The sequence below is a fragment of the uncultured Roseicyclus sp. genome (genome assembly GCF_937892565.1).
Classification (GTDB): Bacteria; Pseudomonadota; Alphaproteobacteria; order Rhodobacterales; family Rhodobacteraceae; genus Roseicyclus.
Map to the genome: position 1 here is coordinate 19,718 of NZ_CALAHQ010000103.1, position 14,589 is coordinate 34,306.

Annotated in this window: 15 protein-coding genes; 6 read left to right on the forward strand and 9 right to left on the reverse strand. The window is 62.8% G+C overall.

The features are described 5' to 3' along the window. Position 1: 1 nt before the first annotated feature. On the reverse strand, positions 2-1,177 hold the full coding sequence (locus Q0094_RS14160; protein ID WP_297620960.1) for an acetyl-CoA C-acetyltransferase: 1,176 nt from the start codon (positions 1,175-1,177) through the stop codon (positions 2-4). Between the two features lie 150 nt (positions 1,178-1,327). After that, entirely contained in the window at positions 1,328-2,170 is an 843-nt protein-coding gene (locus Q0094_RS14165; protein ID WP_297620963.1) for an EAL domain-containing protein, read from the reverse strand. A 99-nt stretch (positions 2,171-2,269) separates the two neighbouring features. Between Q0094_RS14165 and Q0094_RS14170 the strand changes: the two genes are divergently transcribed. Continuing rightward, positions 2,270-2,845, forward strand: coding sequence for a DNA-3-methyladenine glycosylase I (locus Q0094_RS14170; RefSeq protein ID WP_297620966.1), 576 nt, complete (start codon positions 2,270-2,272; stop codon positions 2,843-2,845). Here Q0094_RS14170 and Q0094_RS14175 read toward each other — a convergent pair. Beyond that, positions 2,842-3,387, reverse strand: coding sequence for a DUF4329 domain-containing protein (locus tag Q0094_RS14175; RefSeq protein WP_297620969.1), 546 nt, complete (start codon positions 3,385-3,387; stop codon positions 2,842-2,844). The two genes, Q0094_RS14170 and Q0094_RS14175, sit on opposite strands and share 4 nt — an antisense overlap. A 162-nt stretch (positions 3,388-3,549) precedes the next feature. Here Q0094_RS14175 and Q0094_RS14180 point away from each other — a divergent pair, with 162 nt between their 5' ends. Then, positions 3,550-3,717, forward strand: coding sequence for a hypothetical protein (locus Q0094_RS14180; protein WP_297620972.1), 168 nt, complete (start codon positions 3,550-3,552; stop codon positions 3,715-3,717). Between the two features lie 15 nt (positions 3,718-3,732). Here the strand turns inward: Q0094_RS14180 and Q0094_RS14185 are convergent, their stop codons facing one another. Both Q0094_RS14185 and Q0094_RS14190 read right to left on the reverse strand, forming a co-directional pair. Continuing rightward, positions 3,733-4,176 carry a thioredoxin domain-containing protein gene (locus Q0094_RS14185; RefSeq protein ID WP_297620975.1) on the reverse strand — a complete coding sequence of 148 codons (444 nt, stop codon included), beginning with the start codon at positions 4,174-4,176 and terminating at the stop codon, positions 3,733-3,735. Positions 4,177-4,341: 165 nt separating this feature from the next. Beyond that, the gene (locus tag Q0094_RS14190) at positions 4,342-4,548 is read right to left on the reverse strand and encodes a cold-shock protein (RefSeq protein ID WP_297620978.1); all 207 of its coding nucleotides are present in this window, start codon (positions 4,546-4,548) and stop codon (positions 4,342-4,344) included. A gap of 140 nt (positions 4,549-4,688) precedes the next feature. Here Q0094_RS14190 and Q0094_RS14195 point away from each other — a divergent pair, with 140 nt between their 5' ends. Continuing rightward, on the forward strand, positions 4,689-5,423 hold the full coding sequence (locus tag Q0094_RS14195; RefSeq protein ID WP_297620981.1) for a transposase: 735 nt from the start codon (positions 4,689-4,691) through the stop codon (positions 5,421-5,423). Positions 5,424-5,453: 30 nt separating this feature from the next. On the opposite strand, the gene ettA is transcribed toward Q0094_RS14195, so the two are convergent. Beyond that, positions 5,454-7,109 carry an energy-dependent translational throttle protein EttA gene (gene ettA, locus Q0094_RS14200; protein WP_297620983.1) on the reverse strand — a complete coding sequence of 552 codons (1,656 nt, stop codon included), beginning with the start codon at positions 7,107-7,109 and terminating at the stop codon, positions 5,454-5,456. A gap of 152 nt (positions 7,110-7,261) precedes the next feature. Between ettA and Q0094_RS14205 the strand changes: the two genes are divergently transcribed. After that, on the forward strand, positions 7,262-7,858 hold the full coding sequence (locus tag Q0094_RS14205; protein ID WP_297621010.1) for a nicotinate-nucleotide adenylyltransferase: 597 nt from the start codon (positions 7,262-7,264) through the stop codon (positions 7,856-7,858). Between the two features lie 11 nt (positions 7,859-7,869). Here the strand turns inward: Q0094_RS14205 and Q0094_RS14210 are convergent, their stop codons facing one another. Beyond that, complete coding sequence (locus Q0094_RS14210; RefSeq protein ID WP_297620986.1) at positions 7,870-8,715, reverse strand: DMT family transporter; 846 nt, start codon at positions 8,713-8,715, stop codon at positions 7,870-7,872. A 134-nt stretch (positions 8,716-8,849) separates the two neighbouring features. Here Q0094_RS14210 and dacB point away from each other — a divergent pair, with 134 nt between their 5' ends. Beyond that, positions 8,850-10,331: a D-alanyl-D-alanine carboxypeptidase/D-alanyl-D-alanine-endopeptidase gene (gene dacB / locus Q0094_RS14215; protein ID WP_297620989.1), complete on the forward strand. Its 1,482-nt coding sequence runs from the start codon at positions 8,850-8,852 to the stop codon at positions 10,329-10,331. 101 nt (positions 10,332-10,432) lie between these two features. Continuing rightward, on the forward strand, positions 10,433-12,592 hold the full coding sequence (locus Q0094_RS14220) for an esterase-like activity of phytase family protein (protein ID WP_297620992.1): 2,160 nt from the start codon (positions 10,433-10,435) through the stop codon (positions 12,590-12,592). A 116-nt stretch (positions 12,593-12,708) separates the two neighbouring features. On the opposite strand, the gene Q0094_RS14225 is transcribed toward Q0094_RS14220, so the two are convergent. Together Q0094_RS14225 and Q0094_RS14230 are read right to left on the reverse strand one after the other, a co-directional pair. After that, positions 12,709-13,047, reverse strand: a complete 339-nt coding sequence (locus Q0094_RS14225) for a cupin domain-containing protein (RefSeq protein ID WP_297620995.1) — start codon at positions 13,045-13,047, stop codon at positions 12,709-12,711. A gap of 55 nt (positions 13,048-13,102) precedes the next feature. Next, positions 13,103-14,575 carry an ABC transporter substrate-binding protein gene (locus Q0094_RS14230; protein WP_297621012.1) on the reverse strand — a complete coding sequence of 491 codons (1,473 nt, stop codon included), beginning with the start codon at positions 14,573-14,575 and terminating at the stop codon, positions 13,103-13,105. Positions 14,576-14,589: the final 14 nt, after the last annotated feature.

Sequence of the window (14,589 nt, forward strand, 5' to 3'; positions counted from 1 at the left end):
ATCAGGGGCGTTCGACACACATGGCAACGCCCATGCCGCCACCGATGCACAGCGTGGCCAGCCCGCGCTTTGCGCCACGGCGCTTCATTTCGAACAAAAGCGTGTTCAGAACGCGGGCGCCCGAGGCGCCGATCGGATGACCGATTGCAATCGCGCCGCCATTGACGTTGACGATGGCCGGATCCCAGCCCATGTCCTTGTTCACGGCACAGGCTTGTGCGGCAAAAGCCTCGTTGGCTTCGACCAGTTCCAGATCGCCGACCGACCAGCCCGCCTTTTCCAGCGCCTTGCGGCTGGCATAGATGGGGCCCACGCCCATGATCGACGGGTCCAGCCCCGCCGTGGCATAGGATGCGATGCGCGCGAGCGGTTCGATGCCACGGCGTTCGGCTTCGTCGGCGGACATGAGCAGGGTGGCGGCCGCACCATCATTCAGCCCGCTGGCGTTGCCCGCCGTGACCGAACCATCCTTGGTGAAGGCGGGCTTGAGCTTGCCCATGGCATCGAGCGTGGCGCCATGACGAATGTATTCATCACTGTCCATGACCACATCGCCCTTGCGGGTCTGCAGGGTGAACGGGGTGATCTCATCGGCGAATTTGCCGGCTTTCTGAGCGGCTTCGGCCTTGTTCTGGCTGGCCACCGCGAATTCATCTTGTGCATCACGGCTGATCTGCCACTGCTGGGCGACATTCTCGGCGGTCTGGCCCATGTGGTAGCCGTTGAAGGCATCCCACAACCCGTCGCGGATCATGGTGTCGATGTATTTCAGATCACCCATCTTTTGACCCTGCCGCAGATTGGCGGCATGCGCGCTGAGCGACATGTTTTCCTGTCCACCCGCCACCACGATCCGGGCATCACCCAGCATGATGTGCTGCGCGCCCAAGGCCACCGCCCTGAGCCCCGAGCCGCAGACCTGATTGATGCCCCATGCGGCCGCTTCCTTGGGCAGACCTGCATTGATATGGGCCTGACGCGCGGGGTTCTGGCCCTGAGCGGCAGTCAGCACCTGACCGAGGATCGTTTCGCTGACCTCGGCCTTGTCGATGCCGGCGCGGGCGACGACCGCCTCGATCACGGCACGGCCCAGATCATGAGCGGGGGTATTGGCGAAAGCGCCAAGAAAGCTGCCAACAGCCGTGCGTGCGGCCGAGGCGATGACGACATTGGTCATGGAAATTCCTTTCGTGAGCGGTGGTGTGCCTGTGTCATCGGCACCGCGCGGATTCGGAGCATTGGCGCTCTGTTATCCGGGCGCAGTGTCGGTGATCAACGGACACGGTGTCTCAGTCGAAAGTGACGGATTGCCATGGGCAAGCGGGTATCAGGATCTGGTCATGGGCTGATTGCCCCGGGGCGCGTCGTTGGTCCATGGCGGGGTGATGGTGGGCACGGCAAAATGGTGGCCCTGAAGGCAATTCACCCCTGCGCCTGCAAGCCATGCGGCTTCTTCGGCGGTTTCGACCCCTTCGGCGACCACGATCATGTCGAAATGCCGCCCCAGGGAAATCAGCGCGGCGCACAGCACCTGATTGTCGGGGTCGGTGTCGACGTCACGGGAAAACTGACCGTCGATTTTCAGGACATCAAAACAGAAATGGCGCAGATGGCGAAACGCGGTCTGACCGGCGCCGAAATCATCCAGCGCAAAGGTCACGCCCTTGTCTTGCAGGGTTTCCATGAAGGCCAAAACGATCTCGGGCATCTGCATGGCCGAGGTTTCGGTGATCTCAAGGATCAGGCGGCTCATCAGCTCGGGCTGAAGGCGGATCGCCCGATGCAGCATGTTCATCCATCCCGGATACCCGATCGAGCGCGCCGACATGTTGATCGACAGCCGCAGCGTGGGTGCCACGTGCAGGGCCGCCAGCCCCAATCGCAAGGACGCGCAATCGATCTGTCGGCCCAGATCCTGATCTTCGATGACATGGATAAAGTCGCGCGCGGGGATCACCCGGCCGGTTTCATCCAGCAGCCGGATCAACCCCTCGTAAAAGGCGATGCCCGCGCCATCGGCCCGCATCACCGGCTGATACGCCAAAAGCGTGTCGCCGCGCGCCAGTGCCTGGCGGACCATGGCAAGCGTGCCGCGATCACGCTGGCTGATTGCCGCATCAAGCGGGCTGCCCAGACCCGGCTCTACCGGTTTGCCACGGATATGACCCATCTTGCCCTCATGCTCTGCAATACACTTGCTGACATGCCAGAAGCACACTTAAGAAATGGTGAAACCTCGTTTTTTCTTTCAATTGTCGGAATTTTTCCAATGGTTGCCCTTGGCCGCTGCATCTGGTGCGGGGATGACCCGCTGTATGTCTTGTATCACGACACCGAATGGGGTGTGCCCGAGCATGATGGCCGCGCCTTGTGGGAAAAGCTGGTGCTCGACGGGTTTCAGGCTGGCCTTGCCTGGATCACGATCTTGCGCAAACGCGATGGATTTCGCCGCGCCTTTGACGGTTTTCAGCCTGAAACCATCGCAGGCTGGGGCGAGGCAGAGGTGACGCGGCTTTTGGCCGATCCCGGCATCGTGCGCCATCGCGGCAAGATCGAGGCAACGATCGGCAACGCCCGCGCGTTTCTGAAGATCGAAGAGCGCATGGGATTCGCCGATTTCGTCTGGCGCCATGTCGATGGGCAGCCGGTGCACAATGCGTGGGCGTGCCAGTCTGATGTGCCCGCCTTTACACCGCTGAGCGTTGGCTTGTCCAAGGATCTGACCCAAAACGGGTTTCGGTTTTGCGGGCCGACCATCACCTATGCATGGATGCAGGCCACGGGCTTGGTGAACGATCACCTGATCAGCTGTCATCGCCATGGGGTTTTGGCGGGCCGATCCTAGCGAGAGTCCCCGAACCTTTGTTGAAGCGCGTCGAGCGTATAGGTTTTGCGCACCGGATCATCATCGCCGATGAAATTCGGGTCTGACGGAAGGCAACCCAAACTGCAAACCTGTCGGATATCGCCTGTGTCCACATCCACGAACCACAAACGCCCCCCCGGTGTGCCGACCCAGCCGTTGACGCCAAGTTGCATGTCGCCTTCGACATCTTGAACCGATGGCACCTCGCCGTCGTATTCGGGCACCCATGCGGCATGGGTATGCCATGAAGACACCACCGCCGCGCCGTCTTCGACCGCAAGAGACGCGCAAGAGGCGTGCCCCCCCCAGCTGGCCTTGGTGGTGGAATAATGGGCGCCGTCGGGATGGCGCAGGATATAGCCGCATACCTCGCGGTTGAAGCGGATCGACAGCGCATTCATCGATTCCATCAACCCAATGACAAAGGCCGTTTCATGCCCGTCTTGCGCCTGACCCGGCACCGGGATCACCATCCACAGCGCCACAATCATGGCCGCGGCGCGTCGGTGGAATGCGATCATGGCAGATGCTCCTGTGGTCGGGTTTGGGTGCATGATACGGCCTTTTTCCGCGCAAGCCACAGAAAGCAGCCTATTGGCACTGGACCAAGGCGGCATGGCCCTTATGTTGCGGTTCTGGATCCCGGCGCATCGTCGCCCATCGGAGAACGACATATGTCACGCATGGAATTCATCGATCTCGAGACTGCCACCAAGACCGGCGTGAGTGCTGATTTCGCCGAGGATGCGGATATTCAGTTGTTCCTCAAGCTCGGACGCATGGCGTTTTTCTTTTGCATCTGGAGCGCGATGGTGCTGCCGGTGGCATTGATCTATTCCATCCGCTTCTAGATCGCCACGCCGCCCTCAGGCGCGCATCGTGGTTGCATGTTGACGGACAAAGGCTTCGATCTGGGCGGCAGGGCGCGTGCCGGTCATGCGAGCTGTCTCTTGGCCGTTATCAAACAAGATCAGGGCCGGGATGCCGCGGATACCATAGCGTTGTGCGGCGTCGCCATTGACCTGTGTGTTGATCTTGGCCAGCCGCGCATGGGGGGCCAGCGCCCGGGCGGCCTTTTCGAACTCTGGGGCCATGGACCGACAGGGCCCGCACCAGGGCGCCCAGAAATCCACCAGAAGCGGCAGGCTATCGCCACGCTCGGCCTTGCGAAGGGTGGCGGTGTCCAGCTCATGCACCTTGGGCTCGGCCAGCTTGGCGCCGCAGGTGCCGCATTTGGGGTGCGCGGTCAGCTTGTCGACGGGCACCCGGTTTGCTGTCGCGCAAGACAGGCATGTGATGCGATGGGACATTGGGCAGCAAGCCTTTGGTGATTATCATCGTCAATAATCTGGACCAAGGCAGGACCGCTGACAAGCCCTGTCGGCTTGCCACAAAAAAGGTGCGCAAAGCTGCGCACCTTTGTGTTGGATCGGGATCGCAGGGGCAGTATCGCCCGCATGCGGACCCGGTCTGGTTCAGACCAGAACGATATTGATCGCCGATTCGCGGCCGTCACGGCCGGATTCGACGTCGAAAGTGACCTTTTGGTCGTCTTTCAGCGAGGCATGGCCCGAACGCTCAAGCGCAGAAATGTGGACGAAAACGTCCTTGCCGCCGCTCTCGGGTGCGATAAAGCCGAAACCCTTGGTGCTGTTGAACCACTTCACGGTGCCTTTGGCCATCGTGATATCTCCTGTACTTTCGCTACCCACGATATGTGGCAGCTTGGCTTGGTCGGTCTGGATCGAAAGACTGACAGCCGTGTGAGGGGAGACAGTGGTCGAAAAAGAATAACGTTCGCGAGGGGTACATGGGGGCTTGGGTGGCAAATAGCAAGCCCGAACAGCGCGGCCCGTGCCACACGGCAATTGCGGTAAGCCGATGCACCCTGCTGGATTTGCCCGATCCGACCCGATTGCGCGACATCAGGGCGGTGAAGCTCTTGATCTGGTTCCGATCGCGCGCCGTCAGCGTTAACCAGACATTCACCAATCGCGATGATGGTTTTGGCATGCCCGATTATCGCCGCCCGCCCCGATCTACCCGGCCTGTGTTTTTCACCGTCTGCCTTGCGCAGCGCGGATCCACTGCCCTGCTCGATCACCTGACCATTTTGCGCGCGGCGGTGCGCGACACGCTGGCCGATCGCCCGTTGGAAAGTATCGCGTGGGTTGTTTTGCCCGATCATCTGCACGCGATCTGGCGATTGCCGATCGATGACATGAATTATTCGCAGCGCTGGGGCCGCATCAAGGCCCGCTTCAGCCGCGATGCCCGGCGCGCGGGCTTGATCCCGCCACCACCCCGCCCCGGTTTTCAGCCGCGCAAAGGCGAGCTGGGCATCTGGCAGCAGCGCTTCTGGGAGCATCATTGCCGCGACGCGCAGGATCTGGAGCGGCATTTGCACTATTGCTGGCTTGATCCGGTGCGCCATGGCCATGTGGAACGCCCGGCCGATTGGGCCGCATCATCCATCCATCGCGACATCCGGCTTGGGCGCATTGCCGCAGACTGGTTCGGCAACGATGTCCCTGGCCGCTTTGGAGAAGCAGCGTAGGGCGGGACTAGTCCCGCCCTACACGCCACATCACCGCGTGAACTTTTTGTATTTCAACCGCTTGGGTTCCAACGCATCGGGACCAAGGCGACGCTTCTTGTCTTCTTCATAGGCCGAGAAATCGCCCTCGAACCATTCCACATGCGCCTCGCCCTCGAAGGCAAGGATATGGGTGCACAGCCGGTCAAGGAAAAAGCGGTCGTGGCTGATGATGACCGCGCAGCCCGCGAAATCCTCCAGCGCATCTTCGAGCGCGCGCAGCGTTTCGACATCCAGATCGTTGGTCGGCTCATCGAGCAACAGCACATTGCCACCAGCCTTGAGCAGCTTGGCCATATGCACCCGGTTGCGTTCCCCGCCCGAAAGCAATCCCACCTTCTTTTGCTGGTCACCGCCCTTGAAGTTGAAGGCCCCGCAATAGGCGCGGCTGTTCATGCTGGCGTCGCCCAGTTCGATGATTTCCGCCCCGCCCGAGATTTCCTCCCAGACGGTCTTGCTGCCATCAAGCGTGTCGCGTGACTGATCCACAAAGGACAGTTGCACCGTATCGCCAAATTCCACCGTGCCCTCGTCGGGTTGCTCTTGCCCGGTCAGGATGCGGAACAAGGTGGACTTGCCCGCACCATTGGGGCCGATCACGCCGACAATGCCGCCGGGCGGCAGGGAAAAGCTCAGATCCTCGACCAAAAGCCGGTCCCCATAGCCTTTCTTGAGACCGCTGATCTCGATCACCTTGCCGCCCAGACGGGGGCCGTTGGGGATGACGATCTGCGCGCGCGAGATCTTCTCGCGCTCCGATTGCCCGGCCAATTGTTCATAGGCGTTGATCCGGGCCTTTTGCTTGGCCTGACGCGCCTTGGCACCCGCGCGGATCCAGTCCAATTCGCGCTCAAGCGTCTTTTGGCGCGATTTGTCCTCGCGCGCTTCTTGTTCCAGACGCTTGGCTTTTTGTTCCAGCCAAGCCGAGTAATTTCCCTCATAGGGGATGCCGCGCCCACGATCGAGTTCAAGGATCCAGCCGGTGATGTCGTCAAGGAAATAGCGGTCATGGGTCACGATCAGGATCGTGCCCTTGTATTCGATCAGGTGCTGCTGCAGCCAAGCGATGGTTTCGGCATCCAGATGGTTGGTCGGTTCATCCAGAAGCAGCATCTCGGGCGCTTCAAGCAAAAGCTTGCACAAAGCCACACGGCGGCGTTCACCGCCTGACAGCGTTGCCACCTGTGCATCATCGGGCGGGCAGCGCAGCGCCTCCATGGCGACATCGATCTGGCTGTCGAGATCCCAAAGATTTTCGGCGTCGATCTGATCTTGCAGCGCCGCCATTTCATCGGCGGTCTCGTCCGAATAATTCATTGCCAGCTCATTGTAGCGGTCAAGCTTGGCTTTTTTCGGCGCAACGCCCAGCATGACGTTGTCACGCACACTCAGGCTTTCGTCGAGCTGTGGCTCTTGCGGCAGGTAGCCCACACGCGCGCCTTCGGCGACCCATGCCTCACCGCTGAAATCGGTGTCGATGCCTGCCATGATGCGCATGAGGGTGGATTTGCCCGAACCGTTCACACCCACCACGCCGATCTTCACGCCGGGAAGAAAATTCAGGCGGATGTTCTCGAAACATTTCTTGCCGCCCGGATAGGTCTTGGAGACGCCATCCATGTGATAGACATACTGATACGAGGCCATGTGCCGCTCCGTTGTCGTGATGCGAGGTTCGCACCGCATCTAGTCGCTTCGGGGCCGATGGGCAATCCGGCGAAAGGGTGCCGCGTTGACTATGACCGGCGCGCGGCTCATCAAGGCATGCCGATGTCATGCAAAAAAGGCCGCGCTTGCCCTTGCGATCCGATCTGCCCCTTGCCCTGCCTGGTCAGACCGTCGGCCTGTTCGGCGGATCCTTCGACCCGCCGCATGCGGGCCATCTGCATGTCAGCCGCGAGGCGCTCAAGCGCTTCGGGCTGGACCGGGTGTGGTGGCTGGTCAGCCCTGGCAATCCGCTGAAACCCAATGGCCCGGCCGCCATGGCGCGCCGGATGGATGCCGCCCGCGCGCTGGTCGATCATCCGCGCATCACCGTCACCGATATCGAGGCGCGGATCGGCACGCGCTACACGGCGCAAACCATCGCCCGGCTTGTCGGGCTTTATCCCGGGGTGCGCTTTGTCTGGCTGATGGGGGCCGACAATCTGGCGCAATTTCACCGCTGGCAGGATTGGCAAGATATCATGAAGCGTGTGCCCGTGGGCGTCTTGGCCCGCCCGGGCAGCCGGATTGCCGCACGCACGGCCAAGGCGGCCAGCATCTATCGTCACGCGCGCCTGCCATCCGAGGATGCGGGGCTTTTGGCACGGTTGCCGGCGCCAGCCTGGTGTTTTGTGAACCTGCCCATGGTGACGACCTCCTCCAGCGCCATCCGTGCCAGCGGCGCGTGGTAGCCGGCTCTTGGTCAGCGTCTGGCGCGTAGCGCCAATGTGGCCAAACCCGATACCACAAGAACGGCCAACCCTGTCAGCGTCAGCGCATCGGGCAATGCGTCGAACACAGCCCATCCCAGCACCGTGGCCGCGATCAGCTGGGTATAGACAAAGGGCGCAAGCCCCGAGGCCGGCGCCATGCGCAGCGCGAGGATCAGGCACAGATTGCCCAGCATCGACCCCAGCGCCGACCCCAAGGTCAGGGCAAGGATGCGCGGTTCCAGTTCCGGCCATGCGGTCAGCCCGAAGGGTGCCAAGACCAGCGCGCCCACCACAAGCTGGCTGAGCAGCAAGGCCCCCGGGTGCGCAATATCCGACAGCCAGCGTGAGGCGGTCAGAAACCCGCCGTAAAACACCCCCGCCATCACGGCAAAGCCAAGCCCCGGTGTCATGCCAAAGCCGGGCCGCACCACCAAAAGCACGCCCAGAAATCCGATCCCCAAAAGCACCATCCGCGCCCGTGAGAAGCCTTCGTTCAGCAGCCATGCCGACAGGACATAGGCCAGGATCGGTCCCAGGAAGAATGCACCGAAGACATTGGCGATCGGTTCGGTCCCGAGCGCGGTCAGGATCGACACGATACCGCCCGCCAGCAATAGCCCCCGCAGCCAGACGCGCCAGTCGGCAAAGATCGCGGGTCGGGTCAGATGCAGCACGAAGGGCAAGATCATCACTGCCCCAAGCGCAAAGCGGCTCCATGCGGTAAAGGCTGGGGCAACGCCCGCTTCGCCCAAAAGCTTGCCCGCCGTGTCGCCTGCCGGGATCAGCGACATCGCCAGCAGCATCAGGGGCAGCGCCCGTAGGACATCGCGGTGCATGGGGCGTGCTAGCCGATTGGCAGCGCCGCGAACAGGGGCAGATGACGCATGTCTTGCAGCGCAAGCCCCTTGAGCGGCGGAGGGCGGTGCGATTTAGTCGCGCAAAGCCGAAACCGAAACCGTTTGGATCTGTCATGTTCTCGCGTCGCGGATTTCTGACCAGCGCATCGGCCTTTGCCGCCCTGCCGGCCATTGCGGCCGCGCCGGATGCGTCGCTGCGCCCGATGATGCGCCCCTTGGGTCTGTTTGCCGGTGGCGCTGCCTCGGGTGCTGATCTGGTCGCCGAGGCCGCATTGGGCGGGCGGGTGGGCTATGCTGTCGCCGATGCGACGACGGGCGAGCTGCTCGATGCGTTGAACCCGCTGGTCGCCTTGCCGCCCGCATCGGTCACCAAGGCGGTGACATGTGCCTATGCGCTGGACCGGCTGGGCCCCGATTACCGCTTTCACACCCGCATCCTGACCAATGGCACGCTGCGCGATGGCCGTCTGGAGGGGGATTTGTGGCTGGTCGGATCGGGCGACCCGATGCTCGACACCAACACGCTGGCCGCGCTGGCCGCCGAGGTGCGCCGTCAGGGGATAGCCGAGGTCACAGGCAGGCTTGTGCTGGCCGACGGGGCTTTGCCATCCATTTTCGAGATTGACCCCGAGCAGCCTGACCATGCGGGCTACAACCCGGCCATCTCGGGGCTGAACCTGAATTACAACCGGGTGCATTTCGAATGGGCGCGACAGGCGGGCGATTATACCGTCACGCTTGATGCGCGTTCGGACAGCCTGCGCCCGGCGGTCGATCTGGCGCGCATGCGGATCGTGGACCGGGCCGAGCCGCTGTTCACCTATGCCCAGATCGAGGGGCGCGATCATTGGACCGTGGCCCGTGCGGGTTTGGGAGAAGAGGGCGCGCGCTGGCTGCCGGTGCGCAGGCCTTCGGCCTATGTGGCCGAGGTTTTCGCGACCTTGGCCCGCGCCCAAGGCATGCGGTTGGGCGCGATCGCGCTGACGCAGGCGGTGCCACAGGCCAGCAGGCTTCTGGTCGAACATGCCAGCGACCCGATGCGTGATATCCTGCGCGACATGATGCGCTGGTCCACCAATCTGACGGCCGAGGTGGTGGGGCTTGTGGCGACACAGGCCGATGGGCTTCGCCCGACGCATCTGGGGCAGTCGGCCGCCGCCATGTCGGATTGGATGCGCAGCACGTTGAACACCGGGCAGGCGGGTTTTGTCGATCATTCCGGTTTGGGTGATCAAAGCCGTCTTTGCCCGCAAGATATGGTCAGCGCCCTTGTGGCGGCAGCCCCGGGCGGGGTGCTGCGCGGCCTGATGCGCGCGCATCCGATGTTGAACGCGCGCGGCGAACCCATGCCCAACCATCCGGTCGCGGTCGCCGCCAAGACCGGAACGTTGAACTTTGTCTCGACGCTGGCGGGCTATGCACGGCTGCCATCGGGGCGCGATCTGGCTTTCGCGATCTTTTGTGCGGACATGGACCGCCGCGCCGCGTTGACCCCGGCCGAGCGCGAACGCCCCGAAGGCGCGCGGCCCTATAACCGCCGCGCCAAGCGGCTTCAGCAAAGGCTGATTGAACGCTGGGCTGGGGTGCCGGGCTGAGGCTTGCATCTGTCACACAAGTGACGCGGCGTTGTCATGCGACTGTCATTGCGCTGGGGCAATGACGGGTGTGATGATACCCATCGCTGTGGAGAATTCCCATGCTAGACCGCTCGCTGATGCTGACCTCTGCGCTGGCCTTGATGGCCGCGTGCCCTGCGCTGGCGCAGGAGATGAATTTCAACCGCGTTGCGTCCTTTCCGGTCGCGCTGAACACGCCCGAGGCCGAAGAAACCTCGGCCGAGATCATCGCGGCCTCGGGCGATGGCATGACGCTGATCTATTCCGACAGTCCGGCGGGTGTGATCGGTTTTGTCGACATCACCGATCCCGCGAACCCGGTCGCGGCGGGCGCTTTCGCGCTGCCCAATGGTGAGCCGACCGCGGTATCCGCGCGGGGCCAGACGGTTTTCGTGGCCGAGAACACCTCGGAAAGCTACACCGCCCCCTCGGGCGTACTGCATGCGGTCGATATCGCCAGCCGTGCGGTCATCGCGTCGTGCGATCTGGGCGGCCAGCCCGACAGCACCGCCATCGCCCCCGATGGCAGCTTTATCACTGTCGCCATCGAGAACGAGCGCGACGAGGATCTGGGCGAGGGCCGCGTGCCGCAGATGCCCGCGGGCTACGTGGTCATCCAGCCCTTGGGTGCGGATGGCGCGATGGATTGCGCCGCGCAGATCCGCGTCGATCTGACCGGGCTGGCGGATATCGCCCCCGAGGATCCGGAGCCGGAATTCGTCGATGTGAACGCCAATGGCGAGATCGTCGTGACGCTGCAGGAAAACAACCATCTGGTCGTGATCTCGGCCGCGGGCGAAGTGCTCAGCCATTTCAGCGCCGGCACCGTCACGCTCGAAGGCGTCGACACCGAAGAAGAGGGCGCGCTGACCTTTGATGGTTCGCTCGCCGATATCCCGCGCGAACCCGATGCTGTGCAGTGGATCGACGCCGATCATGTGGTCATCGCCAACGAGGGCGACATGGATGGCGGCAGCCGCGGCTTCACCGTGTTCCACCGCGACGGCACGCAGGTGTTCGAGGCGGGCATGAGCTTCGAATATGCCGTGGCCCAGATCGGCCACTACCCTGAGGCGCGGTCCGGCAACAAGGGCGTGGAGCCCGAGGGCATGGAAGTCGCGACCTTCAACGGCGTGCCGATGATGTTCCTTCTGGCCGAGCGCGCCTCGGTCATCGGGGTCTATGACATGTCGAACCCCGCGGCACCCGCTCTGGCGCAGCTTTTGCCCTCGGGCATCTCGCCCGAAGGTGCGATGGCAATCCCTGCGCGCAACCTGCTGGTCACCGCCAATGAGTTTGACGGTCGCGAAGACGGTGCCGCACCTGCGCATGTCATGATCTATGAGTATCAGGATGCACCTGCCGTCTACCCGCATCTGACCAGCGCAGGCATGGATGGACTGACCGGCTGGGGCGCGATCTCGGGTCAGGTGATGGCGGAGGATGGGACCATCTACGCCATCTCCGACAGCGTCTATGGGATGCAGCCCACAATCTTTCATATCGACGTCAGCCAGACGCCCGCGCGTATCGTCGACGCGATCCGTGTAAAGCGTGCGGGGCAGCCCGCACAGCTGATGGATATGGAAGGCATCGCGCTGGATGGCGATGGCGGTTTCTGGGTTGCGTCCGAAGGGCGGAGCGACCGCTTGGTGCCGCATGCGATCTATCGCGTCCGCGCCAATGGCGAGATCCGCACATCCATCGCACTTCCCGATGAGCTGCTGGCGGTTGAAACCCGCTTTGGCTTTGAAGGCATCACGCGCGTCGGTGACATGCTTTACATGGCCGTGCAGCGCCCGTGGCGCGACGATCCGGCCAACCACGCCAAGGTTCTGGGCTATAACCTCGAAGCCAAGGAATGGTCGGTCATCCATTACCCGCTGACCGAGCCCGCCACCGGCTGGGTCGGCCTGTCAGAAATCGTGGCGCATGGCGATCACCTCTACTTCGTCGAGCGCGACAACCAGTTGGCGGGTGCGGCAGTGACCAAGTTGATCACCCGCGTGCCGCTGTCCGCGATGGATGCCATGGTTGCCTTGGGCGAAACCCCCGCCGTGCTGGCAAAAGAAACGGTTGTCGATCTTCTGCCCTATCTGACCTCGACCGGCGGTTTCGTGCTGGACAAGGTCGAGGGTCTGGCAATCGCCGCCGACGGCACGATGTGGGTGTCGACCGACAATGACGGTGTCGATGACCACTCGGGCGAAACGATGTTTTTCGCCATCCCGCCGATGTGATCATGATCTGGCCTGCCCTCAACACGGGGCAGGCCAGTTCTGTATGTCGAGCAGACAATTTCAGCACGCACCCCCCCCGCGTCCGCGTCGCGGGGGATCTTGTTTTCTGGGGCTGACTAGATGCGGATCACGAAATCCTTGATGGTGGTCTCGACCACCTCCCAGGTGCCGGTGAAACCGGGACGGATCACATGGGCATCGCCTGGCCGCAGGTGGATCGGCGCGCCATCGTCGGGCGTGAGGATCGAGAACCCTTCGGTCAGGCGAAAATATTCCCATTCCTCGTAGATCACACGCCATTTCCCCGGTGTGGATTGCCAGACGCCGCACCATAGCCCTTTGGCCTGATCGGTCAGCCAGGTCCGGTGTTCGGGATTGCCGAAAATCAGCCGCGCAGGGTCAGGGCGGCTGATTTCAGGGTCGCCCAAGGGCAGCACCTGTTGGGTCTTGGCCATGGCTGCGGTTCCCCCAGGGCTTGCGCCGCCCCTGCGACAGGGCGGCGCGCATGTGTCACTGCGTCCAGCGCACAGACGTCAGGTCATTGGCCTGTGTGGGCGAGTTTTCCCACAGCCCTTCGATAGCGGCGTTTGCCACGCCGGTCTTGGCAAGCTGGAACAGATAGCCGTTGACGTAATCGCCCGCGATCATTTCCTGCATCTGCGCCATCAGGCCCGCGCGCGCGGCTGGGTCCGATGTGGTGGCCAGGGTCTCATTCAGCGCGATGAAATCGGGGCGCCCATATTGGAAATAGTAATCCGGTCGGGCATAGATGCCGATATCCATCGGTTCGGTATGGCTGACGATTGTCAGGTCGAAATCCTTGCCGTTGAACACCTGTTCCAGCCACTGCGCCCATTCCAGATTGGTGATCGTGGTCTCGATGCCGACGGCGCGCAGCTGGGCCGCGATGATCTCGCCGCCGCGCCGGGCATAGGCCGGGGGGGGAAGCGCAAGCCGCAGGGTCAGCCCGGCCGGTGCTGCTTCGGCCAAGAGCGCGCGCGCGGCGTCGGGATCATGGGCCGAAAGACCCGTCAGATCGACATAGTTGGGGTTATGCGGCGCGAAATGCGTGCCGATGGGCGTGCCATAGCCAAACATCGCCCCGTCGATGATATCCTGCCGGTTGATCGCATGGGCGATGGCTTTGCGGATGCGGATATCGTCAAGCGGCGCTTGGGCATTGTTCATCGCAAGGATCGTCTCGCCCTCGGTCGATCCGACGATGACGGAAAACCGCGGATCGGCCGCGAACTGTGCCAAGGTTTCGGGGGCGGGGAAATTCGGGAAGGCATCCACATCGCCCGCCATCATCGCGGCAAAGGCCGCGTTGGGATCGGAAATGAAGCGAAACGTCGCCGCCTCCAGCGCCACGGGTGCGCCCCAGTAGGTGTCGTTGCGCACCAGATCGATGCGGTCACCCTCGATCCGGTTGGCGAAGCGGAAAGGGCCGGTGCCGACCGGGTTCGTGGCGTTGGTCTCGGCGGTTTCGGGCGCCACGATGACCGCATCGCCCCAGGCCATGTCGAACAGAAAGGCGCCATCGGGGCCATCGAGCGTGACGCGCAAGGTCAGGTCATCCACCGCCTCGGCGCTGACGATATTGGCGAACAGCGCGCGTTGGGCATTGGTCGATCCCTCGGCACGCGCGCGGTCGAGCGAAAACACCGCATCCGCCGCCGTCAGCGTGCTGCCGTCATGAAAGGTCACACCGGGATGCAGGGTAAAGGTATAGACGGTGCCATCTGCCGAGATTTCCCATGATGCGGCAAGGCCGGGCTTGACCGACCCATCGGGGCCAAATCGCGTAAGCCCTTCGAAAACATTGGCATAGACCACCTCATCGATTGCGGCAGCCGCGCCTGCGGTCGGATCAAGGTTTGGCGGCTCGAGCACCATACCAATGGAAATGTCGGCTTGCTGTGCCATTGCAGCGCCCGCGCTCAGCGCGCAGATTGCCACGCTACGGCGAAGATGTTGGATCATGATGTGTATCTCCC

What these genes read in the sequence shown, in the direction of transcription:
- Q0094_RS14160 (WP_297620960.1), bottom strand. Translation starts at nt 1,177, where the DNA reads ATGACCAATGTCGTCATCGCCTCGGCCGCACGCACGGCTGTTGGCAGC.
- Q0094_RS14165 (WP_297620963.1), bottom strand. Translation starts at nt 2,170, where the DNA reads ATGGGTCATATCCGTGGCAAACCGGTAGAGCCGGGTCTGGGCAGCCCG.
- Q0094_RS14170 (WP_297620966.1), top strand. Translation starts at nt 2,270, where the DNA reads ATGGTTGCCCTTGGCCGCTGCATCTGGTGCGGGGATGACCCGCTGTAT.
- Q0094_RS14175 (WP_297620969.1), bottom strand. Translation starts at nt 3,387, where the DNA reads ATGATCGCATTCCACCGACGCGCCGCGGCCATGATTGTGGCGCTGTGG.
- Q0094_RS14180 (WP_297620972.1), top strand. Translation starts at nt 3,550, where the DNA reads ATGGAATTCATCGATCTCGAGACTGCCACCAAGACCGGCGTGAGTGCT.
- Q0094_RS14185 (WP_297620975.1), bottom strand. Translation starts at nt 4,176, where the DNA reads ATGTCCCATCGCATCACATGCCTGTCTTGCGCGACAGCAAACCGGGTG.
- Q0094_RS14190 (WP_297620978.1), bottom strand. Translation starts at nt 4,548, where the DNA reads ATGGCCAAAGGCACCGTGAAGTGGTTCAACAGCACCAAGGGTTTCGGC.
- ettA (WP_297620983.1), bottom strand. Translation starts at nt 7,109, where the DNA reads ATGGCCTCGTATCAGTATGTCTATCACATGGATGGCGTCTCCAAGACC.
- Q0094_RS14210 (WP_297620986.1), bottom strand. Translation starts at nt 8,715, where the DNA reads ATGCACCGCGATGTCCTACGGGCGCTGCCCCTGATGCTGCTGGCGATG.
- dacB (WP_297620989.1), top strand. Translation starts at nt 8,850, where the DNA reads ATGTTCTCGCGTCGCGGATTTCTGACCAGCGCATCGGCCTTTGCCGCC.
- Q0094_RS14220 (WP_297620992.1), top strand. Translation starts at nt 10,433, where the DNA reads ATGCTAGACCGCTCGCTGATGCTGACCTCTGCGCTGGCCTTGATGGCC.
- Q0094_RS14225 (WP_297620995.1), bottom strand. Translation starts at nt 13,047, where the DNA reads ATGGCCAAGACCCAACAGGTGCTGCCCTTGGGCGACCCTGAAATCAGC.
- Q0094_RS14230 (WP_297621012.1), bottom strand. Translation starts at nt 14,575, where the DNA reads ATGATCCAACATCTTCGCCGTAGCGTGGCAATCTGCGCGCTGAGCGCG.